Below are 21,447 nucleotides of genomic sequence, written 5' to 3'. Positions count from 1 at the left end.
GTATGTCGAGTGAGCTTGGACGTAGCCGTCGCACGGTGCTTCTAGTGCTGTGGTTGCTGGTGCTGGCGGTGTTCCCAGTGTGGGTGCACTTCGACGCGCCGGGTTGGGACGTCGCCGTTTATGCCAAGGGGATGCGCGATGCGGCTGCTGGTCTGGATCCGTATGAGCAGGCGATGGCCGTGCAGCGCACTTATCATGCGTCGCACGCGCTGCAGGCGGGAGTCGCGCCTCCGTATAGCTATGTGTACTCGCCGATCACTCTGCCTTTGCTGCGTGGGATCGCGCATGCTCCGGAGTGGCTGAGCGGGGCGGTGTACTGGCTTCTATATGCCCTGGGCGCGCTGGCGCAGATCTGGGTCGGGATGCGTTTTGTGCGGCGGCAGGAGTTTGGTGTCTTTGCGTTTGTGGCTCCGCTAACGCTCTTCTTCCCTGGCCTGCTGGCGAATGGGACCGTTCAGAGCGGGAACATTGCTTACATCCTGTATGCCCTGGTCTTCTCTGCGGCGGTGTATGGCTGGCGGCGGCAGCGATGGGGATGGTTCTATGCCGCGGTCTTGATTGCATCGTGCGTCAAGGCGCCGTTGCTTAGCCTGGTGGTGATTGCACCGCTCTCTGCCCGGCGGCAGATTCTGCCGGCTGTGGCGACGGTGGCTGCGGGGGTTTCGCTGTTCGGGTTCCAGCCGATGCTTTGGCCTTCGCTCTTTCGACACTATCTGCAGGCTGTGGAGCTGCAGTTCAGCTATAACCGCGACTTTGGCTGTAGCCCTGCCGGGCTTTTCAGCGCTATCCGGTTCGATCATGGACTGTCGTATGCGCCTGCCAGCTACTTTGTCTATTTGGCGTATGCGCTGCCGCTGCTGGGCTGCATGTTCTATCTGTCGCGGCGGTTTTTTCGCGGGGACTTTACGCTGCAGGAGTGGGCGCCGTTGCTGCTGGTGGGGACCATCCTGCTCAATCCGCGACTGCTGGAGTATGACGTTGCACCGATCACTCTGCCGCTGGCGCTGCTGGCGTGGCGTTGGGTCGCCGGTCTTGGGCGCTTCCGCGTGGTTGCGGCATCTGTTGCTGTCGCGTTCTTTGTGGTTGCGAACGGCTTGTCGATCTATAGCTGGGAGGTTCGTAAGCGGATCGATGGGCCGCTGCTGGTGATCCTGTTCGTCGCCGGCGCCTGGACGCTGTTGCGTTCTGCCCGGGCGGCCGGCGACGAACTTGAGATCTACCGCGAGACGCCTTCGAGGGGCGAACTGGCCGAGGCGTAGAGTCTGCGGGGCATGCGGCCTGCGAGGAATGCCTGACGGCCTGCGAGGACTGCGTTGCCCATGGCTTCAGCCATCAGGACCGGCTCTCGTGCTTCGGCTATGGCGGTGTTCATCAGGACGGCATCGAATCCCATCTCCATGGCTACGGCGGCGTCGCTTGCTGTTCCTACGCCGGCGTCAACGATCAGCGGAACTTCTGTGATCATCTCGCGAAGGATACGGAGATTGGCGGTGTTCTGCAGACCTAGGCCGGAGCCGATCGGTGCGCCCAAGGGCATGACCGCGGCGGCTCCGACGTCGATGAGACGTTTCGCAAAGACAATGTCATCAGAGGTATAGGGCAAAACCGTAAAGCCTTCCTTGACGAGAACCTCGGTCGCTAACAGCGTTCCTGCTACGTCTGGATAGAGGGTGCGCTTGTCGCCGATGACCTCGACTTTGACCCAGTCGGAGAGACCAACCTCGCGTCCGAGGCGTGCGGCGCGGATGGCTTCTTCTCCGGTATAGCAGCCGGCGGTATTGGGCAGCAGGAAGTAGCGCTGGGGATCGATGAAGTCCAGCAGGGACTCGGACGAGCGGTCGAGGTTGACCCGGCGGACGGCGACCGTCACCATCTCTGCCCCGGAGGCCTCAATGGCGTCGCGCGTCTCCGCGCCGTCTTTGTATTTGCCTGTTCCAACGATCAGTCGCGACTGAAAGGCCTTGCCTGCAATAACCAGAGGTTCCATGGACTCCATTCTAAGACCGTTGAGCGGTGCGGTACTGTGCCGGTCGTCACCACCAAGAGCAAACGGCCCGAGCCATTGCTGACTCGAGCCGTTGCCGGTGAACTGTTGAGATTGACCTGAGGCGTCCACTCTTTCGGAGGGCCTCGGCGGAGTTTGCTGATGATCGTACTTTCGGCAAAAACACTTGCCAGGTCTAGAGCGGAAGCCCTAAGCCTCAGTCACCTCACGTACTGTTGAACCACACAAATAACTGTCAGATTTCATAGGCTGGATCATCCTCCTTTCCCGTGTAAGGACAACATACGCCTGAGTTCGCCGCGACTGCAAGCGGGAGTACCGCGCCGGTTTCCGCCGCATGAAAAGCATCCTCTGCGTGGCGCGAATCGTCACACCGCGAGTTGTTTTATTTCGGAGGCAAGGCGTTATGAAGGCATTGGTTGTGGTGGGTGTGGTGTTGATGCTGGCGGGTGTGGCCAGCCTGGTGACGGGCGGCTTCTCATTCACTCATCAGAAGAAGGATGTGGACGCGGGCCCGATCCAGATCAGCCACGAGTCGACAAAGCATGTTCCGGTGGGCCCGATTGTTTCGGGTGTGCTGATCGTCTGCGGCCTCGGTCTGGTCGTTGTTGGCGCGAAGAAGTAGTCCTCACCGGTTTCCAAACCGATCCGAAGGCCCAGGCGCATCGCCTGGGCCTTCTCTGCGTTTCAAGGAGTACTGCGCTGGAAGACGCCGCAGCGCGGGCTGGTTCGAGGGAACCCCTATACTTCGACTGTGCGTGCCGAGCTTCTCATTCCAGCGATAGCGTTCCTCTTCGGTCTGTTGATCGGCAGCTTTCTGAATGTTTGCATTGCGCGGCTGCCACTGGATGAGTCAATCGTCACACCCCGCTCGCGATGCATGGCTTGTGGCCACACCATCAGGTGGTACGACAACATCCCTGTGTTGAGCTATCTTCTGCTGCGTGGCCGTTGCCGCGACTGTGGCGCGGGGATTTCCTGGCAATACCCCGCGGTGGAGTTGACCACCGGCATCTGGTTTGCACTTTGCGCCATGACCGTGGTGGATGGGCACGGCCTTTCCGGCGATGTCTTCGCGCGGCTGCTCGTTCATGCCGTCGGTGTCGCCACACTTGGCTGCCTGCTGATCGCGCTATTGGTCATCGACTGGAAGCACTATCTGCTGCCGAACACGCTGACAATTCCCGGCATCTTGCTGGGCCTGCTGTTCGCCTGTGCCGAAGCGGTCTTTCTGAACGACAACGAAGGCAATGTCGTTCTGAAACGTGCTCCCGACATTAATGCGGCTGGCTCCGGCCGCAGCCCTGGCAACATCTTCCTGACAGGGACCGAGCACCTGATCTTCGGGCGGCTGCTTGCCGCCGTGGGCGCGTTTCTGCTGCTGTACCTCATCCGGCTTGCTTACCGAGCCATTCGCAAGCGGGACGGCATGGGATTGGGCGACGCCAAGCTACTGGCGATGATTGCGGCTTTCGTGGGGTTCGCGGCGACGGTTCTGTCGCTATTCGTCGGGCTGATGCTGGCGACACTTTATGCGGCGGCCCTGCTGACAGGACGTCGAGCAGGTGCAGCGACGCGACTGGCATTCGGCAGCTTCCTCTGCCTTGGCGGCCTTGTTGCCGCAATGTACGGTGCGCGGATTACCGACGCTTACCTCGCACTCTTTCGCTAGGCGGGTTTCTAGTAGTCGCATGTAAAAAATATTTGACATTGATATCGGAGCCGATTACGGTCTCTCATGTCAAACATTTTTGACATGGAGACGGTTCGATGAACTACCAGGAGCGGACGCTATATGGCACACTGATCGCCGACTTGCTTGTCTATGTGCTTTACCTCTGGCACCCGGCGAAGACCAACTCGTTAGGCTGGATCGCAGGGTCGATCCTGGTGCTGATCGTGGCACAGATCATCGTGCAATCCGCGATTGCGATCAGAACACGCAATCTGCTTCAGGACGAACGCGACCTCCTGATCCGGCTGCGAGGCTACCGCGCGGGTTACCTGACCTTTGTCATTTGCATCGTCTCTGGCCTGGGTCTTCTGTGGATGCACGAGGCGTTCGGGCGGATCAACCCGAACCGCATGGGAATCCACTTCCTCAGCGTCATGTTCGGCATGCTGATCGTGGCAGACGTCGTCCGGGTGGTGACGCAGTTGATTGACTATCGGAGGGCTGCATAATGGGCGGCATCCGCAACCGGATCCGAGACCTACGCGCGGCACAGACGATGACGCAGCAGCAACTGGCCGATGCCATCGGGGTGACGCGGCAGACGGTCATCGCCATCGAGCAGGACAAGTATTCTCCGTCGCTGGAGGTCGCTTTCCGCATCGCGACCCTCTTTCAGGTTCCATTGGAGGACGTCTTCCAGTACGACGCAGCAGCAGTCAAAGCGAAGAAGTAGCCCGCGAAATGCCGTCGACCAACTTAACCGCCGGAGACGGCTCCGACGATCAGGAGGGGTTCGTTTCCTGAGGCGACAGCTTCGGGCAGATGTTGGTCGATGTCCTGGTGTGAGATGTCTTCGTTGCAGGCGAAGAATCGCAGGTAGGGCCGGCGCAGTTGCGTGGTGTGATCGCGCACGGTGCCCTGCAGGGCAGGCAGCTTCGCCTCCAGCGCCTCCATCATGGAGCGTTGCGTGGGCTGCTCGCCGGCTTCCAGCTCAACCAGAGGCGCGACGTGTGCCAGCCGGCAGAGGTTCGCCGGCAGTTCTACCCGGATCTTCATGCGAGCGTCTGTGCCTCGACGGAAAGCACCGCGGGCAGGTCGCGCACGATCGCATTCCAGCTGTCGCCGCCATCGGCTGACGCGTAGACCTGCCCCCCCGTCGTGCCGAAGTAGACGCCGCACTTGTCGAGTGAGTCGACGCTCATGGCGTCGCGCAGCACATTCACGTAGCAATCCTTTTGCGGCAGGCCAGCCGTCAATGCCTCCCACTCATTGCCACCGCCTCGGCTGCGGTAGACGCGCAGTGCGCCGTCCATTGGAAAGTGTTCTGAGTCGCTCTTGATCGGCACGACGTAGACGGTCTCTGGTTCGTGAGCGTGTACGTCGATGACGAAGCCAAAGTCAGTCGGCAGGTTGCCGCTTACCTCTGACCACTGATCCCCTGCGTTGTCGGTGCGCATGACGTCCCAGTGCTTCTGCATGAAGAGTGTCTGCGGCCGCGATGGATGCATGGCGATGTGATGGACACAGTGGCCGACCTCAGCGTTGGGATCGGGAATATGCTGCGAACGCAGGCCCTGGTTGATCGCCTTCCAGGTTTCGCCGCCATCATCCGTTCGGAAGGCTCCCGCGGCGGAGATGGCGATGAACATCCGCCTGGCGTCCGAAGGATCCTGCACGATGGTGTGCAGGCACATGCCGCCGGCGCCCGGCGCCCAGTTCGGGCCGCTGCCGTGTTTGCGGAGACCTGCGAGTTCCGTCCAGCTTGCGGCACCATCCGTCGACCGGAAGAGCGCGGCATCTTCCGCACCGGCGAAGACGACCTCTGGATCGAAGAGCGATGGCTCCAGGTGCCAGACGCGCTTGAACTCCCACGGATGAGGCGTGCCGTCGTACCACTGGTGTGTTCCAGCCACGCCCTCGTAGAGGAATTTATTCCCGGCGGCAGCCCAGGTCTTGCCGCCGTCGTCCGACCGCTGCACCACCTGCCCGAACCAGGCAGAGGTTTGCGAGGCATAGATCCGGTCAGGATTCAGCGGCGAGGCCTTCAGGTGATAGACCTCCCAGCCGGCGAAGTGCGGGCCGCTTACCGTCCAGTCCTTCCGCGTTCCATCCGACTCCAGGACGAAAGCGCCCTTGCGTGTGCCCACCAGCAGCCTGACTCGGCTCATCCTAACTCTCCCCTGATCCAGATGTGTACATCGTCCACTAACGACGGCATGAGCACTTTATCGCGTGACGTGCCCGCATGGGAAGAGCTCGTTGCCGTTATTTCGCAGAAGCAGTGCGTAAGCGGGACGGCCAGCCGATGCGGACGAGCGTCTCGTCAGGGTCGGAGACGGCAAATTCGTACATGCCCCAGGGCTTGTCTTCCGGGCCATGAACTTTTCCCAGGATCTCGCCCAGAAACTTTGCGGCCAGTGCGTCGACGTCCTCCGAGTAGAGGTAGAGGCCGAAGGGGTTACGGCCCGGCACCAGCCAGTCTTCACAGGCGGGTTGCAGGTGCAGTTCGCCTCCCCTGCCGTCGCGCATCATCAGGTAGTGGTCGTCGCCTGCCCAGACCTGGAAGCCCGGCCGCTCGTAGAACGCCCTGCTTGCGGGGACGTCGCTGCAGGGAAGGATTGCGGTCAGATTGTGTGGTCGATCCATCATGGCAACAGGATGAGGCATGAATTCAAGCGGGGAAAGTCAAATCTTGTCCCTGAGACGGGCGCCGAATTCCCTTCGGTGCGGTCTGCGGCTAGAATCGGGTAAAGACGCACCCTTAAGGACCGCATGAACTCGACACACCCTTACGTCTGGAACTACCTTCCGCTTGCCCTGCAACTGCTGGTGGCCATTGGCCTGGCCGGCGGCATGGTGGGCGCATCGTTCTTCATTGGCAAGAAGCGCCCGAGCAAGGTGAAGGCCGGCGCTTATGAGTGCGGCATGGATCCGGTGGGTGATGCCCGCGGACGTTTCTCCGTGCGCTTCTACATGGTTGCCATGCTCTTCATCCTGTTCGATGTCGAGGCTGTCTTCATGCTGCCGTGGGCTACGGTCTTCCGCCAGCTGCCGGCGCTGACCGGGTCGAAGTTTTTCGGCTTCAACGAGATGATTGTGTACCTTGGCTTCGTCGCCGTGGGCCTGTTTTATGTGTGGAAGAAGGGCGTGCTCGACTGGGGCAACGATAAGGCGGATCTGTAATGGCTGATGCTCTGCTCTCTCTCGAAGCCGTTCGCGAGGCAATGACCGACAATCCAGCGATGATTGCGCTGGGAACGATGCCGGTGAAGGCCAAGTTCGACCGCGACGAACTGACCGTGACTGTTGGTGCGGAAGACATCGTCGCCGCGGCCAAGGCCGTGCAGGATGCCGGTTACAACTTCTTTGAAGATTGCACTGCGGTCGACTGGTACCCCAGCGAGCCGCGCTTTCAGGTGAGTTACCACATCGTTTCGATGATGATGAAGCAGCGGATTCGCCTGGCGGTTTTGCTGGAGGGTGACTCCCCTGTCGTTCCGTCGATCACGTCTGTGTGGCCGTCCGCGAACTTCTATGAGCGCGAGGTGTTCGACCTGTTCGGCATCCGTTTTAGCGGGCACCCGAACCTGACGCGCATTATGATGCCGACCGACTGGAAGGGCCATCCGCTGCGCAAGGACTACCCGGTCGAAGGCTACCGCTAGATCGGTTGAAGTCTACCGCTAGAACGCCGCTGTTTCTGTAACCGCATTACCCGAGGGATTCGCACCATGGCTCCTGTTGCCGCGCCAGACATGATCATTCCGGACGTTCTTGACGTCGTCGCCGACTCCGCACGCCACCAGGACGATCCCGCGCAGGACCGAACCATGGTTCTGAACATGGGCCCTCAGCACCCGTCGACACACGGCGTTCTGCGGCTGGTACTTGAGATCGACGGTGAGACCGTCGTGTCGCTGGCGCCGGATATCGGCTACCTGCATACCGGCATTGAAAAGACCTGCGAGGCGAAGTTCTACCAGCAGGTGGTGCCGCTGACCGATCGTATCGACTATCTGTGCCCCATGACGAACAACCTGGCCTATGTGCTGGCGGTTGAGAAGCTGCTGGGCCTGGAGATTCCGGAGCGCGCGGAGACGATCCGCATCCTGCTGAACGAGTTGACGCGCATTCAGAGCCACCTGGTCTGGCTCGGCACGCACGCCATGGATATCGGCGCGCTAACGGTGTTCCTGTACTGCTTCCGTGAGCGCGAAGAGCTGCTGCGCCTGTTTGAGGCGGTTGCCGGCCAGCGCATGATGACCAGCTACTTCCGCATTGGTGGCATCAGCATGGATCCGCCGATCGATTGGTTTGGCCGTGTGCAGAAGTTCCTGAAGGTGATGCCGTCGAAGATCGCCGAGTACGAGGGACTGCTGACGGGTAATCCCATCTGGGTCTCGCGTTTGAAGGGTGTTGGTTATCTGTCGCCCGAAGACGCGATCGCGCTGGGCGTTACAGGGCCGCCGCTACGCGCCTCAGGCGTGGACTGGGATCTGCGTCGGGATATGCCCTACTCCGGTTACGAGAAGTACAGTTTCAAGGTGCCGATCCGCACCGAGGGCGATGTCTGGGCGCGCTACGTCATTCGGTTGGAGGAGATGTACGAGTCGATCAAGATCTGTCAGCAGGCGCTGGATCGCATGCCTGAGGGACCAATCGTCGCAGACGCTCCAAAGATCATTCTGCCGAACCGTGAGCAGATGAAGACGCAGATGGAGTCGTTGATTCACCACTTTAAGATCGTCACGGAAGGTTTTGGCGTTCCGGCAGGCGAGGTCTTCCAGACGGTAGAGTCGCCACGCGGCGTGATGGGTTACTACGTCGTCAGCGACGGCACGGCGAAGCCGCTGCGTTGCCACATGCGGAATCCTAGCTATGCGACGCTGCAGGCGCTGGAGACCATGTGCAAAGGCAAGCTATTGGGCGATGTGGTAGCTGTCATTGGCTCAATTGACATTGTTCTGGGTGAGATCGACCGCTAGGCTGAACCGCAATAAGGAATGCTGGCCCCACGTCTCGCTGTGAGATGTGGGGTTTTCTCTTGCGCCAACGGCTGGCAGGAGCGTCGTATAGGTTCATGGCTACCACGGTCCACATCCCGGTGAAGGAGTACCTCCGGACGACTTAGGCGCCGGACTGCGATTACGTGGACGGTGAGGTCGAGGAGCGGAACCTGGGCTGGGGATGCGCTGACCATGCCGGGTACGCCCGTTCGCATCACGGTTACGGACATCTTCGACGAAATCGATAGCGCTCCAAAGGCTTAGCTCGCCTGACGCGATCCTTGCGGAGCGCATCCAATGTCTCGAGGTACAAGCCAGGGATGCCGACAGAAGCGAGCGCAAAAGAGAATCTTGACCAGCAGCTTACGAACAACAGCGTCCGCATGCAGGAGCTGGTGGATCAGCAGTACAACGTGGAGACGACGCGGTCGCTGGTGCTCTGCTTCTCATCACAGGACGAGGAGTGCGCGCGCGCATTGACGAAGGCGCTGTTTGCGAAGGGAACGCGGGTGCTGCTGCGAGATCCCGAGCAGCAGGGAGACCGCTTTCACATCCGGGTGGGGGTCAAGCGCAGTCTCCGAGATGCTGTGCGTGAGGAGTTCGTTTCGGATATGGTTCACACCGCAAATGCGATGAATGGAACCTTTGACGGATGGAATCTACTTGCGGATGAGACGGCGGAGCAGGCGCAGACGCATAGCGACGCTCCAGATACCAAAGACGCGGAAGTGGCTACGGAGAACCCTCAGGTCTCCTAGATCCTGAAGGGAGTCCAGGAGATGAGAGCACGGGCGCCCCATATCTCGAAGAGATGTGGGGTTTCTTCTTGCATGGGCCAGGAGCCCCCATTTCGGCAACTCGGCTACTCTGAAGAGACTGTGACCGATCAACTTCACCGCGAATTGTGGACTTCCTGGGCTTCCCTGCTGCGTTCGTATGCTGCCGTCCACTCGCTGGGCCGCGAGCAGCATGCCGTTGTTGAGGTGAGTGACGACAGCATTCTGGTGCGCTATGGGCTGCGCTGGATGCGGTTCACGCGCACCGAATACGCCACCAGCGAGGGCGAAACAACCGCCTTCACCCTGACAGAAAATGGGCGTGCCTGCGTTGGTCACGACGAAGATGAGATGGACCTCTACGCAGAGCGGCTGGCATCGGCGATAATTACCGTGTGAGCACCGTAACCGACAGCATCTTCACGCCGGCAACCGCCGAGCGTTTCGACAAACTCGTCACGCTCTACCCGGTAAAGCGATCGGCTCTTGTCCCCATGCTGCTGTATGCGCAGGACGAGGTTGGATATGTTTCCGACGCCGTCGTCGCGGAGATCGCGCAGCGGCTGGATCTGCTTGAGTTGGACGTTCGCGGAGTTCTTTCGTACTACTCCATGCTTCGCACGAAGCCTGCGGGTAAGTACAACGTGCAGGTTTGCACGAACATCTCCTGCATGCTCGTTGGCGGCTACGACATCCTTGACCACTGCAAGGCGAAGCTTGGCATTGGGCACAAGGAAGTCACACCCGATGGCCAGTTCAGCCTGGAAGAGGTTGAGTGCATCGGTGCCTGTTGCTGGGCGCCTGCCATGCAGGTGAACTACGACTTCCATGACAACCTGACGACCGTGAAGGTCGACGCGATCCTGGCAGAGTATGCTGCCGGTCGTGGAAAGGATGTGAAGTAATGCCCACCCTGGTCTCGCATCCCGATGAAGTCCGAGTCCTCTCCCGCCGCTTTGGGCAGGGCGCTGCAGAGATCGACAAGTACGTCGAGCTGGACGGCTACAAGGCAGTACAAAAGGCCATTGAACAAGGGCCTGAGTGGGTCATCAATGAGATGAAGGCCAGCGGCCTCCGCGGACGTGGCGGCGCAGGCTTCCCCACCGGTTTGAAGTGGTCCTTTGTTCCCAAGACCAGCGAAAAGCCGAAGTATGTGCTGGTGAACGGCGATGAGTCGGAGCCGGGAACCTGCAAGGATCACGTGATCTTCCTGCATGATCCGCACGCTGTGATTGAAGGCACCATGATCGCCGGCCTGGCCATTGGCGCGAAGATGGGCTTCATCTACCTGCGCGGCGAGTATCGCTACCTGCTGAAGATCGTCGAGAAGGCCGTTGCCGATGCCTACGCCAAGGGCTTCCTGGGCAAAAACATCTTCGGCAAGGAAGGCGTGGACTTCGACATCGTCACGCAAACCGGCGCAGGCGCATACGAAGTCGGTGAAGAGTCGGCTCTGATGGAGTCGCTGGAAGGCAAGCGCGGCGTTCCGCGTATCAAGCCTCCGTTCCCTGCTGTCGTCGGCTTGTACGGCGGACCGACCGTGATCAACAACGCTGAGACGATCGCCAGTGCACCGCACATCCTGCTGATGGGCGGCGCGGATTACGCGAAGATCGGCAGTGAGCGCAACGGCGGCACGCGCCTGTTCGGTATCAGCGGACACGTGGAGCGCCCCGGCGTCTACGAGCTGCCCATGGGCTACAACCTGAAGAAGGCCATCTATGAAGTTGCCGGTGGCGTCAAGGGTGGTCGCAAGCTGAAGGCGGTTGTCCCTGGCGGATCTTCGTGTCCAGTGCTGCTGCCGGATGAGATCGACGTCGGTCTGGACTTCGATCAGATGGGCAAGGCCGGCACCATGCTTGGCTCCGGCGGCATTGTCGTGCTGGATGAGACGGTCTCGATTGTTGAGTTTGCGCTGCGAACCATCAAGTTCTACCAGCATGAATCCTGCGGATGGTGCATTCCCTGCCGCGAAGGAACGGACTGGCTGAAGAAGACCCTGACGCGCTTTTACAACGGCGGCGGTAATCTGAAGGACATCAACAACATCCAGTACCTGGCTGAGAACATGATGGGCCGCACCTTCTGCCCACTTGGCGACGCCGCAGCCATGCCAACGCTCGGCTTCATCAAGAAGTTCCGTCCTGAGTTCGAGGAATACCTCAAGGGCGCTCGGACAGAGAAGACCTTCATCACCACCGAAGAACTTATCGGCGCTTCGCACTAGCAGAGGACACGAATGCCAGACGTACGAGCTGCAAGCTCCGTAACCCTTACCGTAGACGGCCAGCAGATTACTGCCCCAGCGGGCACGCTGCTCATCGACGCCTGCAAGGCGGCCGGCATCCAGATCCCGGCCTTCTGTTACTACCCCGGCCTGTCGCTGCAGGCGGCCTGCCGCATGTGCGTTGTGCGCATTGAGAAGATGCCCAAGCTGCAGACGGCGTGCACCACGCCCGTTGCGGAAGGCATGATCGTAGCGACCGAGACACCGGAGATTGCGCAGGCCCGCAAGGCCACACTGCAGTTGCTGCTGGGCAATCACCCCCTCGACTGCCCCGTCTGCGATGCCGGTGGCCAGTGCGAACTGCAGGACATGACCTTCAAGTACGGCGCGGCGGATTCGTTCTATACCGAGCCGAAGAATCACCGCGAAGAACAGCAGTGGTCGCCCACCGTCTACTTCGACCGTCCCCGTTGCATCCTCTGCTATCGCTGCGTTCGTATGTGCGGTGAAGGCATGGACGTCTTCGCGCTGGGCATTCAAAACCGTGGTTCGTCCGCTGTCATTGCACCGAATATCCCTGCGTCGCAGAGTGAAGATGGTCTGCAGCACCTGGACTGCGAAGAGTGCGGCATGTGCATCGACGTATGCCCCGTCGGCGCGCTGACCAGCGACACCTATCGCTATAAGACACGCCCGTGGGAGATGAACCACGTTGCCACGGTGTGCACGCACTGCGGCGATGGTTGCAAGACCACGCTGGGTGTGCGTGCAACGACCGATGGCAGCGAGATTGTCCGCGGGGACAACCGCGACAAGAGCGGCATCAACGGCGACTTCCTGTGCAACAAGGGCCGCTACGGCTTCGACTTCGCGAATTCGCACAGCCGCATCACGCAGCCGATGGTGAAGCAGCCGAATGGTGAGTTCAAGGCTGTCAGCTGGGATGAGGCGATCGCCTACGCCGGCAACAAGCTGCGTGAGATCCGTGATGCACGCGGTGGCTCCGCGACGGGCGTCATCGGTGGCAATCGCCTGACAAACGAAGAGGCTTATCTGCTGCAGAAGTTCGGCCGCAGCGTCCTCGGCACCAACAATATCGATCACCATCGCACGGCCGACTACGTCACCTTCGCTGCGGCGCTGAGCGGCAATGGTGACCGTTTCGCATCGCAGCATGACAATGAGAACTCGCCCGCGATCCTGCTGGTGGGTGGCGATCCTACGAACGAGAATCCGCTTACCGCCTGGAACATTCGTGCGGACGTCCGTCTGAACAATGCTCGCCTGTATGTCGTGAATCATCAGCCGATCAAGCTGCGCCGCCAGGCAAAGCTGTTCGCGCAGATCGACGAACTGGGCTATGGCGAAGCGATGAACACGCTCGCCAGCGGTGCTGGCGCAGAGAGCCTCGCGGCGCTGCGTGATGCCGTAAAGGCGGAAGAGAAGATCGTCATCCTGATTGGCAGTGAACTGCGTGGCGCTGCGCTGAAGGCCTTGATCGACTTCGGCCTGACACTGCCCCACGCCAAGTTCGCGCTGCTGAGCGATTACGTCAACAGCCACGGCGCTTCTGACATGGGCCTGCTGCCGGACATGCTGCCCGGCTACCTGCCCCTGAAGGGCTCGCACGATTTCCATAACGAGTATGGCGAGCGATTCAGCAACACGCCGGGTCTTGACCTGATCGGTATGTTCGACGCAGCGATCGCCGGCAACCTTGGCGCGCTGTATGTGGTCAATGCCAACCCGGTCGCTCGTTACTCGGTCGATCCCACCGCGCTGGCAAACACCTTCGTGGTCGTCCACGACATGTTCCTGACGGAGACGGCGCAGCTCGCAGACGTTATCTTCCCCTCTGCGAACCTGTATGAGAAGTCCGGTTCGGTCACGAACAGCTACGGCGATCTGCAACTGGTGAAGAAAGCTTCCGATCGTGCGGGCGTCCGTACCGACCTGGAGCTGATCGTCCGCGTTGCAGACAAGATGGGCGCAAACATCCGCGAGCTGGTTCCGTTCGGCAAGCAGGGTGCGGGGCTTCGCGCTGATCTGGGCCAGACGCGCGGTGCGCAGTCCGGTGAGGCCGATCGTCATGCTGTGTGGCTCTCGGCGAACAACCTCGAGATGAAGCTGTCACCGTTCGACCCGTTTGCAGTGCTCGATGAGATTCAGCGCCTGGTACCCGGCTATGACCTGCTGCGCCTGCAGTTGCTGAGCGGCAACGATCAGCATCTGTCCCCCGCTGCACCTTCCGACCTCGTCCAGATTGAACCGGCTCGCCGCGACCTGGTGCTGCCCGCGGACGACACGTTGTTCACCTCCGGCACGCTTGGCCGTTACTCACCCAAGCTGGTCGAACTCGCCGACAAGTATGCCGTTGAACCCGCCGGCATTCCAGCCGACTAACGCAAGAACAGGACAACGATAGCCGTGACGCATCTCTCCGACTTCCAAATCTTCCTGCTCCTGACGATCCTCAAGATCGTGGTCGTGCTGGTCATTACGCTTACAGCAGTCGCCTACACGGTACTGCTGGAGCGGAAGGTCATCGGCCTGATCCAGAATCGCTGGGGACCCAGCCGGGTCGGCCCGTTCGGCCTGCTGCAACCGCTGGTTGACGGCCTCAAGCTCTTTCTCAAGGAAGACCTGATGCCGCTCGCAGTCGAGCGGCCGCTGTTCGTCATCGCGCCCGTCATCGCACTCTCCTGCGCGCTGATCTCGATCGCCGTGGTGCCCTTCGGTTCGATCTTCACCTACCGCGGCGTCAGCCTCTTCGAGATCTCCGACATCAACATCGGCCTGCTCGTCGTCCTGGGCATTACTTCGGTTGGTGTGTACGGCATCGCGCTTTCGGGCTGGTCTTCGAACAACAAGTACTCTCTGCTGGGTTCGTTGCGCGCCTCAGCGCAGATCATCAGCTACGAGCTGGCGCTCGGCCTGTCGCTGGTGGGCGTTGTCATGCGCGCGGGATCGCTGCGCCTTCGCGACATTGTAGGGTCGCAGGCGCACCACGGCCTGCTGAGCTGGAACATCTGGCCTCAGCTCCTGGGTTTCTTCATCTACCTGATGGCCGCATACGCCGAGACCAACCGCGCGCCATTCGATCTTCCGGAAGCAGAGTCGGAGCTGGTTGCCGGCTATCACACCGAGTATTCGTCGATGAAGTTCGCCATGTTCTTCATGGCGGAATACGCGAACATGATCACCGTCTCCTGCGTCGCCACGCTGCTCTTTTTTGGCGGCGCGACTTCCCCGCTGGGTCATCTGCTACCGGATAACTTCGGCGGACCAATCCTGTCGGCGATCTTCCCTATTCTGTGGTTCATCTTCAAAGTCTTCTGCTTTCTGTTCCTGTATATCTGGGTGCGCTCGACTCTGCCGCGCTTCCGTTATGACCAGCTGATGAGTTTCGGCTGGAAGTGGCTGCTGCCCCTGGCGATGGTCAATATCGTGATCACCGCACTTGTGCTCGCAATCCACGGATAACGCGGGCGACCGCATTTACAATCGGGTGAAGCCCCTAAGTTCACCCCCTAACGCTTCTGCCTTTTGTAAGGACTTGCCGGACCGATGCAAACTGCGCTCTTCTTCATCTTCGCGGCGATATGTGTGGTGAGCGCGCTGAATCTCCTCTTTCAGCGCCATCCCATCAACTCTGCCCTTTCGCTCGTGGTCGTCATGATGTCGCTTGCCGTCATCTACTGGACGCTGGGCGCTGAGTTCCTCGCGGCTGCGCAGGTTATCGTCTATTCCGGCGCCATCATGGTGCTGTTCACCTTCGTCATCATGTTGCTCAATGCCGGCGAGGAAGAACGTACCCGTGGTTCAAAGGCAGCTTACTTCGCCGGCGTTCCCGGTGTGGTTGGTGTGCTTGCCCTGCTGGTCTACACCTTCCTGCATGAGCGCACGACGCTGGGTTACGCGACCTTTGGCGGTGAGCTGAACAATGGTGTCAGCAACATGGCTGCCATCAGCCGCGTGTTGTTCACGGACCTGCTGCTGCCGTTTGAAGTCACGTCGATCCTTATCCTCGTCGCGATCCTGGGCGCGGTCGTGCTTGCGCGGAAGGAGAACTAAAGCATGGTGCCCATCTACTACTACCTGATCCTCGCCGCGATTCTGTTCTGCATCGGCATCGGCGCGTTCCTGATCAAGCGCAATATCATCACCGTCTTCATGTCGATTGAGTTGATGCTGAATGCGGTGAACCTGACTTTTGTGGCCTTCTCGCACATGCACCATGCCGTACAGGGCCAGCTGTTTGTGTTTTTCGTGATGGTGGTTGCAGCGGCTGAGGCTGCGGTAGGACTCGCTATCATCATCGCCATCTTCCGGACGCGCCAGACACTGGACGTGGACAGCATCAACCTGATGAAGAACTAAGCGGAGACCGAAGACCTTCCAATGAAGATTGAACATCTGCTCTGGTTCATCCCGCTGCTGCCCTTCCTCGGCTTCGTGCTCAACGGCACAATCGGCCGTAGACTGCCGCGCGCGGGCGTAGCCGCCATCGCACTCCTCTTTACCGCTCTGCCTGCAGCGCTGGTCGCCTGGCTGTGGCAGCACATGCTCTCGCATGACGTTCTGCAGATCACCGCAGCATCAAGCCCGTGGATCCAGACATCGGCTCTCACCGTTCGTTTCGCGTTCATGGTCGATCACCTGACGCTGATCATGCTGGCGGTCGTTACGGGCGTCGGCTTCCTGATCCACATCTACTCGGCCGGTTACATGGCGCAAGAAGAGGGTTACTGGCGCTTCTTCGCCTTCCTGAACCTGTTCATGTTCTTCATGCTGGTGCTGGTCCTGGCTGAAAGCTTCCTGCTACTCTTCGTCGGCTGGGAAGGCGTGGGCCTCGCTTCCTACCTGCTCATCGGCTTCTACTGGCAGAAGCCCAGCGCCAATGCTGCGGGACGCAAAGCATTCGTTGCGAACCGTGTGGGCGACTTCGGCTTCCTGCTGGCGATGTTCCTGATGATCCAGCACTTCGGCACACTCAGCTTTGTAGAGATTTTCAGCGCGATCAATCACCACCCGGAGCTGCACGGCGGTTTCCTGACCGCTATTGCACTGTTGCTGCTCGTCGGCGCGGCGGGTAAGTCTGCACAGATTCCGCTGTACGTCTGGCTGCCGGATGCAATGGAAGGCCCCACGCCCGTCTCCGCACTGATCCACGCGGCCACGATGGTCACGGCGGGCGTCTACCTGGTCTGCCGTTCGCACGTGTTGTTCGATCGTTCGCCTTATGCGCTCGGTGTCGTGGCGATCATCGGTGCGGCTACCGCTCTCTTCGCGGCCACCATCGGCGTCGTGCAGCATGACATCAAGCGTGTGCTGGCCTACTCGACGATCTCGCAGCTTGGCTACATGTTCTTGGGCTGTGGTGTTGCGGCGTACTCCGCTGCTGTCTTCCACCTGATGACACATGCCTTCTTCAAGGCACTGCTCTTCCTCGCAGCCGGTTCGGTGATTCACGCGCTCAGCGGCGAGCAGGACATGCGCGTCATGGGCGGCATGCGCAAGCGCACTCCCATCACCTTCCTGACGATGTCTGCGGGCGTCATCGCCATCGCCGGCATTCCGCCGCTGGCCGGCTTCTTCTCGAAGGACGAGATTCTCTACCGCACCTTCAGCTCGCCGAATCCGTTGCACATGCTGCTTTGGGTGGTTGGCGTCATCACTGCCGGCCTGACTTCGTTCTACATGTTCCGCCTGTGGTTCAAGACCTTCTTTGGTGCGGAGCGCTTCGATGAGGCACATCTGGGCGCGGACGCGCATGCCGCACACCACGCAGGCGAAGCAGAGCACGATAGCGGACAGGCTGCACACTCGCATGGCGTGCATGAGTCGCCATGGGTCATGCTGGCGCCGCTCGTTATCCTTGCAATTCTTTCTGTCGTTGGCGGCTGGGTCGGTATCCCGCAGGCTCTGGGTGGTTCGAACCACTTTGAACACTTCCTGGATCCCGTCTTCGCTCTGACGACGGAAGCTCAGAACGCAACGAACGCGGATCAGGTTTCGCATGGCCTTGAACTTGGCCTCGCGGGCGTCTCTGTCCTGGTTGCGCTCATCGGATTCCTTGCTGCGTACGTCTTCTACTACAAGAAGCCCGGCACGCTGGGTGCGAAGGCAACCGGAAACCCGGTCTACAACCTAGTCGCCAACAAGTACTACGTCGATGAGCTGTATGAGTTCGCGATCATCACACCGATCCAGATCGTCTCGCGCGTACTCTTCCTCGGTCTGGTCGACACCGGCATCGTCAACGGTTCGGGTTCCTTCGCTACCTTCCTGACGCGTCAGGCCGGCGAAGGCACCCGCCGCATGCAGTCCGGCAATATCCGTTCGTACGCTGGCTGGCTCGCCGCTGGCGCTGCCGCCGTCATCCTGCTCATGACTTACAGCTCTCTGACACAGCACGCCACCAAGGCCGCGCTGCACCTGAAATAGGAGACGGCAAAGGACACCATGAATCTGAACGGCATCATCCTTTCGCTGATCATCCTCACGCCACTGGCGGGAGCGGGCATTCTTGCCCTGCTGCCCGACCGCGGTCGTCTGCAACAGTGGGGCGCGCTGGTGATCACGCTGATCACCTTCGTCATGACCCTGCATTTGCCCGCACACTTTGTTGAGGCGCACACCGTCCTCAACCTGGGTGCTGCCGGCTCGGGCATCTCTGCCTTTGCATTCGAGCAGAACAAATTCTGGATCCCTTCCCCGCTCATCCGCTATCACCTGGGTGTGGATGGTCTGTCCATGTGGCTGCTCGTCCTGTCGGGCCTGCTTGCACCTCTGGGTGTCCTCGCTTCGTGGAACGCAATCGCTTCGCGCCGCAAGCTGTTCTACGTACTCTTCCTGCTGCAGCAGGTCGCCATGCTCGGCGTCTTCGCTTCGCTGGATCTGTTCCTCTTCTACGCGTTCTTCGAGATGGCGCTGGTTCCGATGACGGTGATGATCGCCATCTTCGGTCGCACCAGCAACCGCAACAGAGCTGCGATGAAGTACTTCCTCTACAACTTCATCCCTTCGGCGATTCTGCTGGTTGGCGTGATCTGGATCTACGCGAAGACGGGCACCTTTGAGATGCCGCGTCTGATTGCGCTTGCAACGGCACACGCGATTCCCGGTACCTCGACCGCGCTCTGGCTCGCGTCGCTCGCTTTTCTGCTGGCCTTCGCGGTCAAGGTCCCGGTCTTCCCGCTGCATGGCTGGCTCTCCGACGCCATCAGCGAAGCACCGACCGCTGCTGTGATGGTGCTCGCCGGCAAGATCGGCCTGTACAGCATCCTGCGTTACTCCTTCGGGCTCTTCCCGGAGCAGTCGCACCGCATCGCACCGCTGATGATCGCGCTTGGCGCTATCGGCATCGTCTACGGCGCATGCATTGCGCTTGTCCAGAACGACCTGAAGCGTCTGGCCGCCTTCTCCACGCTGGGCCACCTGTCGTTCATTACGCTCGGCATCTTCAGCTTCACCATCAACGGCCTCGACGGCGGCATGTACCAGATCCTGAACCACGGGATCTCGGGTGGCGCGCTCTTCCTGCTGATGGGCTTCCTGTACGAGCGCTATGGCACCTACGACATGCGCGAACTTGGCGGCATCGCCGGCAAACTTCCGTGGATGGTGACGCTCTTTGTCATCACTGCGCTGTCCAACGTTGGCCTGCCCATGTTGAACAGCTTTGTCGGTGAGTTCCTGATTCTCTCCGGTGCTGCTTCGACCCAGCTCTCCTCGCACCCATGGCTGTGGGCGACCATCGGGACAACCGGTGTCATCTTCTCCGCTGCTTACCTGCTCACCATGATCCAGCGCGTCTTCTACGCGAACCTGGGGTCTGTGACGGCCGAGAAGCGCGGCTGGGACATCACGGTCCGCGAGCATCTTGCACTGTGGCCCATGGTTGTCCTCTTCCTCTACATGGGCGTTGCATCGCCGACCATCATGGACGCGCTTCTGCCGCTCGGCGATCGTCTGGGCAACTGGAGCATTAACGCTCCTGGTGCGGTGCACGTCATGCCGGCAACTCTTACCACCACCGTGGGGACAAGCCCCGAAGTACCCGTAGCAGGAGGCGCCCGCTAGATGTTGGATTCGCTCGGAAACAACTTTCTCGCGCTGTTGCCGGAGTATGTGCTCACCATCGTTGGCGTGATCATCATGCTGCTGGAGCCGGTGCTGCCCGCTTCGCGCTCGCGCAAGTCGCTGGGCTGGCTTGCCATCTTTGGTGGAGTCGCAGCTACCTGCATCAGCCTTTGGCAGCTTCACCTGGGCATCATGAATGCCTTCCACGACTCCATTCGTGTGGATAGCTACTCAATCTTCTTCCAGGTCATCATCGGCCTCGTCGTCGTCGCCACGCTGCTCACTTCGCTGGACTTTCTGGACCGCAAGGAATCGCATGCCGGTGAGTACTACGCGCTGGTCTGTTTCGGCGCCGTCGGCATGATGCTGATGTGCTGCTCGACCGAGTTGCTGATGGTGTTCATCGGACTCGAGATCTCGTCCATCTCCACCTACATCATGGCGGGCTTCCGCAAGGGCCAGGCCACCGGCACCGAGAGTTCGCTGAAGTACTTCCTTCTCGGCTCCTTCGCCACGGCCTTCTTCCTCTATGGCATCGCTCTTACCTTCGGCGCAACCGGCTCGACGAACCTGACAGTCGTTGCGCAGGCCATGACGCAGACACAGACGCCGATCCTGGCCGTTCTCGCGGTCGCGATGATCATCATCGGCATTGGCTTCAAGGTCTCCGCAGCTCCCTTCCATGTCTGGACGCCTGACGTCTACCAGGGCGCACCGGCGCCCGTCGTCGGCATGATGTCGACTGCTCCCAAGGCCGCTGCATTTGCCGTTCTCCTGCGCATCCTGTTCTCCGGCTACGCCATGCTGCAGCCGCGCTGGCAGATCCTCATGGCGATCATCTCCGTGCTCAGCATGTGCATCGGCAACCTGGGTGCGCTGATGCAGCGCGACGTGAAGCGCATGCTGGCTTACTCGTCCATTGCTCACGCCGGCTACCTGATCGCCGCTTTCACTGCCCTGCCCACCGACGGTATCGCCGCCGCGGCCTTCTACTCGGCTGCATACGCCGCGATGAACGTCGGTGCCTTCATCGTCATCTCGCTCGTCACCGGCTACCAGGAGCGTCTCCGCACCGGCGAAGACTACACCGGACTAGCTCTGCGCCATCCTGTACTGGGCGCCGCTCTGACGTTCTTCCTGCTGTCGATGATCGGTATTCCCTTTACCGGCGGCTTCTTCGGCAAGTTTTACGTCTTCACGGCAGTCATGCACACCGGCCACGTCAATCTGGCAATCATCGGCCTGCTGAACTCCGGCGTCGCCTGCTTCTACTATCTGCGACTGATCGTGCGCCTCTACACCGCGCCCGCCACCGCCGAGTTTGCAGATTATGCGCTTGGAAGCCAGACCGGTCCTGCACTGCTGCAGCGCCCGACCGGCTACTTCACAACGCCGACCAGCACACGCGTTCCGTCGTATGTTGCGCTGGCCGCAGCCGTCGGCGCGACTCTGCTGCTTGGCATCGCGCCGGGACGCGTGCTGACCATGGCACAGGTAGCCGCCATTGCGACCGCACCGGCTGGTGTTGCGACAGACAATACCGTCAGCGATCCGGCTGCGCTCCACTAGACTGCGCGAGATCCTTCGCCATGCAAAACAGGATGCGCTTTTGGCGCATCCTGTTCGCATTTGCGGTCCGATTCTTCAGTCAGGGTTAAGGCCGTTTCGAGAGC

23 protein-coding genes are annotated in these 21,447 nt (G+C 60.4%); 19 read left to right on the top strand and 4 right to left on the bottom strand.

Features of this window, described 5'->3' with window-relative positions; all coding sequences use genetic code 11:
• Positions 1-2: 2 nt before the first annotated feature.
• Complete coding sequence (locus TERRO_RS07830) at positions 3-1,259, top strand: hypothetical protein (protein ID WP_014785464.1); 1,257 nt, start codon at positions 3-5, stop codon at positions 1,257-1,259.
• Here TERRO_RS07830 and TERRO_RS07825 read toward each other — a convergent pair.
• Positions 1,217-1,987 (bottom strand): thiazole synthase, encoded by a 771-nt coding sequence (locus TERRO_RS07825; protein WP_041592509.1) that lies wholly within the window; start codon positions 1,985-1,987, stop codon positions 1,217-1,219. The genes TERRO_RS07830 and TERRO_RS07825 overlap by 43 nt on opposite strands.
• Positions 1,988-2,411: 424 nt before the next feature.
• Here TERRO_RS07825 and TERRO_RS07820 point away from each other — a divergent pair, with 424 nt between their 5' ends.
• The 4 genes from TERRO_RS07820 to TERRO_RS07805 all read left to right on the top strand — a co-directional run bounded on the left by TERRO_RS07820 (position 2,412) and on the right by TERRO_RS07805 (position 4,413).
• Positions 2,412-2,630, top strand: coding sequence for a hypothetical protein (locus TERRO_RS07820; protein WP_014785462.1), 219 nt, complete (start codon positions 2,412-2,414; stop codon positions 2,628-2,630).
• A gap of 129 nt (positions 2,631-2,759) precedes the next feature.
• Entirely contained in the window at positions 2,760-3,677 is a 918-nt protein-coding gene (locus tag TERRO_RS07815; protein ID WP_014785461.1) for a prepilin peptidase, read from the top strand.
• Positions 3,678-3,775: 98 nt separating this feature from the next.
• Entirely contained in the window at positions 3,776-4,189 is a 414-nt protein-coding gene (locus tag TERRO_RS07810) for a hypothetical protein (protein ID WP_014785460.1), read from the top strand.
• The gene (locus tag TERRO_RS07805; protein ID WP_014785459.1) at positions 4,189-4,413 is read left to right on the top strand and encodes a helix-turn-helix transcriptional regulator; all 225 of its coding nucleotides are present in this window, start codon (positions 4,189-4,191) and stop codon (positions 4,411-4,413) included. Before TERRO_RS07810 ends, TERRO_RS07805 begins: the two co-directional genes overlap by 1 nt.
• Before the next feature lie 23 nt (positions 4,414-4,436).
• Here TERRO_RS07805 and TERRO_RS07800 read toward each other — a convergent pair whose 3' ends face one another.
• From TERRO_RS07800 to TERRO_RS07790, 3 genes are all read right to left on the bottom strand, one after another.
• Entirely contained in the window at positions 4,437-4,736 is a 300-nt protein-coding gene (locus tag TERRO_RS07800) for a ubiquitin family protein (protein ID WP_014785458.1), read from the bottom strand.
• Positions 4,733-5,848, bottom strand: a complete 1,116-nt coding sequence (locus TERRO_RS07795) for a WD40/YVTN/BNR-like repeat-containing protein (protein ID WP_014785457.1) — start codon at positions 5,846-5,848, stop codon at positions 4,733-4,735. Before TERRO_RS07795 ends, TERRO_RS07800 begins: the two co-directional genes overlap by 4 nt.
• Positions 5,849-5,945: 97 nt before the next feature.
• Positions 5,946-6,329 carry a VOC family protein gene (locus TERRO_RS07790; protein WP_014785456.1) on the bottom strand — a complete coding sequence of 128 codons (384 nt, stop codon included), beginning with the start codon at positions 6,327-6,329 and terminating at the stop codon, positions 5,946-5,948.
• Between the two features lie 123 nt (positions 6,330-6,452).
• On the opposite strand from TERRO_RS07790, the gene TERRO_RS07785 reads away from it, so the two are divergent.
• The 14 genes from TERRO_RS07785 (at position 6,453) to TERRO_RS07720 (ending at position 21,343) form a co-directional block, all read left to right on the top strand.
• Complete coding sequence (locus TERRO_RS07785) at positions 6,453-6,863, top strand: NADH-quinone oxidoreductase subunit A (protein ID WP_014785455.1); 411 nt, start codon at positions 6,453-6,455, stop codon at positions 6,861-6,863.
• A complete protein-coding gene (locus TERRO_RS07780; RefSeq protein WP_014785454.1) occupies positions 6,863-7,345 on the top strand; it encodes an NADH-quinone oxidoreductase subunit C in 483 nt (160 codons plus the stop codon). The genes TERRO_RS07785 and TERRO_RS07780 overlap by 1 nt, the downstream gene beginning before the upstream one ends.
• A gap of 66 nt (positions 7,346-7,411) precedes the next feature.
• The gene (gene nuoD, locus TERRO_RS07775; RefSeq protein WP_014785453.1) at positions 7,412-8,665 is read left to right on the top strand and encodes an NADH dehydrogenase (quinone) subunit D; all 1,254 of its coding nucleotides are present in this window, start codon (positions 7,412-7,414) and stop codon (positions 8,663-8,665) included.
• Positions 8,666-9,006: 341 nt separating this feature from the next.
• The gene (locus TERRO_RS07770) at positions 9,007-9,444 is read left to right on the top strand and encodes a ribonuclease E inhibitor RraB (RefSeq protein WP_014785452.1); all 438 of its coding nucleotides are present in this window, start codon (positions 9,007-9,009) and stop codon (positions 9,442-9,444) included.
• A 72-nt stretch (positions 9,445-9,516) separates the two neighbouring features.
• Positions 9,517-9,861, top strand: coding sequence for a transcriptional regulator (locus TERRO_RS07765; protein WP_245536249.1), 345 nt, complete (start codon positions 9,517-9,519; stop codon positions 9,859-9,861).
• Complete coding sequence (locus tag TERRO_RS07760; protein WP_014785450.1) at positions 9,858-10,367, top strand: NADH-quinone oxidoreductase subunit NuoE family protein; 510 nt, start codon at positions 9,858-9,860, stop codon at positions 10,365-10,367. The genes TERRO_RS07765 and TERRO_RS07760 overlap by 4 nt, the downstream gene beginning before the upstream one ends.
• Positions 10,367-11,689, top strand: a complete 1,323-nt coding sequence (nuoF, locus tag TERRO_RS07755) for an NADH-quinone oxidoreductase subunit NuoF (RefSeq protein WP_014785449.1) — start codon at positions 10,367-10,369, stop codon at positions 11,687-11,689. The genes TERRO_RS07760 and nuoF overlap by 1 nt, the downstream gene beginning before the upstream one ends.
• A gap of 12 nt (positions 11,690-11,701) precedes the next feature.
• On the top strand, positions 11,702-14,092 hold the full coding sequence (locus tag TERRO_RS07750) for a molybdopterin-dependent oxidoreductase (RefSeq protein ID WP_014785448.1): 2,391 nt from the start codon (positions 11,702-11,704) through the stop codon (positions 14,090-14,092).
• A 24-nt stretch (positions 14,093-14,116) separates the two neighbouring features.
• Positions 14,117-15,172, top strand: coding sequence for an NADH-quinone oxidoreductase subunit NuoH (gene nuoH, locus TERRO_RS07745; RefSeq protein ID WP_014785447.1), 1,056 nt, complete (start codon positions 14,117-14,119; stop codon positions 15,170-15,172).
• Positions 15,173-15,256: 84 nt separating this feature from the next.
• Positions 15,257-15,763: an NADH-quinone oxidoreductase subunit J family protein gene (locus tag TERRO_RS07740; protein WP_014785446.1), complete on the top strand. Its 507-nt coding sequence runs from the start codon at positions 15,257-15,259 to the stop codon at positions 15,761-15,763.
• A gap of 3 nt (positions 15,764-15,766) precedes the next feature.
• Positions 15,767-16,069, top strand: coding sequence for an NADH-quinone oxidoreductase subunit NuoK (gene nuoK / locus TERRO_RS07735; protein WP_014785445.1), 303 nt, complete (start codon positions 15,767-15,769; stop codon positions 16,067-16,069).
• 21 nt (positions 16,070-16,090) lie between these two features.
• On the top strand, positions 16,091-18,136 hold the full coding sequence (gene nuoL, locus TERRO_RS07730; protein WP_014785444.1) for an NADH-quinone oxidoreductase subunit L: 2,046 nt from the start codon (positions 16,091-16,093) through the stop codon (positions 18,134-18,136).
• Positions 18,137-18,154: 18 nt separating this feature from the next.
• On the top strand, positions 18,155-19,774 hold the full coding sequence (locus tag TERRO_RS07725) for a complex I subunit 4 family protein (RefSeq protein WP_014785443.1): 1,620 nt from the start codon (positions 18,155-18,157) through the stop codon (positions 19,772-19,774).
• Complete coding sequence (locus tag TERRO_RS07720; RefSeq protein WP_014785442.1) at positions 19,775-21,343, top strand: NADH-quinone oxidoreductase subunit N; 1,569 nt, start codon at positions 19,775-19,777, stop codon at positions 21,341-21,343. It begins immediately after the preceding gene.
• Positions 21,344-21,447 lie beyond the last annotated feature (104 nt).

Source organism: Terriglobus roseus DSM 18391, from assembly GCF_000265425.1.
Lineage (GTDB): Bacteria > Acidobacteriota > Terriglobia > Terriglobales > Acidobacteriaceae > Terriglobus > Terriglobus roseus.
This window is presented reverse-complemented; position numbering and strand designations above follow the sequence as displayed.

Coding starts and splice junctions, on each gene's coding strand:
- TERRO_RS07770 (WP_014785452.1), top strand. CDS start 9,007: ATGCCGACAGAAGCGAGCGCAAAAGAGAATCTTGACCAGCAGCTTACG.
- TERRO_RS07785 (WP_014785455.1), top strand. CDS start 6,453: ATGAACTCGACACACCCTTACGTCTGGAACTACCTTCCGCTTGCCCTG.
- nuoD (WP_014785453.1), top strand. CDS start 7,412: ATGGCTCCTGTTGCCGCGCCAGACATGATCATTCCGGACGTTCTTGAC.
- TERRO_RS07780 (WP_014785454.1), top strand. CDS start 6,863: ATGGCTGATGCTCTGCTCTCTCTCGAAGCCGTTCGCGAGGCAATGACC.
- TERRO_RS07720 (WP_014785442.1), top strand. CDS start 19,775: ATGTTGGATTCGCTCGGAAACAACTTTCTCGCGCTGTTGCCGGAGTAT.
- TERRO_RS07765 (WP_245536249.1), top strand. CDS start 9,517: ATGGGCCAGGAGCCCCCATTTCGGCAACTCGGCTACTCTGAAGAGACT.
- TERRO_RS07830 (WP_014785464.1), top strand. CDS start 3: ATGTCGAGTGAGCTTGGACGTAGCCGTCGCACGGTGCTTCTAGTGCTG.
- TERRO_RS07795 (WP_014785457.1), bottom strand. CDS start 5,848: ATGAGCCGAGTCAGGCTGCTGGTGGGCACACGCAAGGGCGCTTTCGTC.
- nuoF (WP_014785449.1), top strand. CDS start 10,367: ATGCCCACCCTGGTCTCGCATCCCGATGAAGTCCGAGTCCTCTCCCGC.
- TERRO_RS07750 (WP_014785448.1), top strand. CDS start 11,702: ATGCCAGACGTACGAGCTGCAAGCTCCGTAACCCTTACCGTAGACGGC.
- TERRO_RS07725 (WP_014785443.1), top strand. CDS start 18,155: ATGAATCTGAACGGCATCATCCTTTCGCTGATCATCCTCACGCCACTG.
- TERRO_RS07825 (WP_041592509.1), bottom strand. CDS start 1,987: ATGGAACCTCTGGTTATTGCAGGCAAGGCCTTTCAGTCGCGACTGATC.
- nuoL (WP_014785444.1), top strand. CDS start 16,091: ATGAAGATTGAACATCTGCTCTGGTTCATCCCGCTGCTGCCCTTCCTC.
- TERRO_RS07810 (WP_014785460.1), top strand. CDS start 3,776: ATGAACTACCAGGAGCGGACGCTATATGGCACACTGATCGCCGACTTG.
- nuoK (WP_014785445.1), top strand. CDS start 15,767: ATGGTGCCCATCTACTACTACCTGATCCTCGCCGCGATTCTGTTCTGC.
- TERRO_RS07820 (WP_014785462.1), top strand. CDS start 2,412: ATGAAGGCATTGGTTGTGGTGGGTGTGGTGTTGATGCTGGCGGGTGTG.
- TERRO_RS07800 (WP_014785458.1), bottom strand. CDS start 4,736: ATGAAGATCCGGGTAGAACTGCCGGCGAACCTCTGCCGGCTGGCACAC.
- TERRO_RS07790 (WP_014785456.1), bottom strand. CDS start 6,329: ATGATGGATCGACCACACAATCTGACCGCAATCCTTCCCTGCAGCGAC.
- TERRO_RS07740 (WP_014785446.1), top strand. CDS start 15,257: ATGCAAACTGCGCTCTTCTTCATCTTCGCGGCGATATGTGTGGTGAGC.
- TERRO_RS07805 (WP_014785459.1), top strand. CDS start 4,189: ATGGGCGGCATCCGCAACCGGATCCGAGACCTACGCGCGGCACAGACG.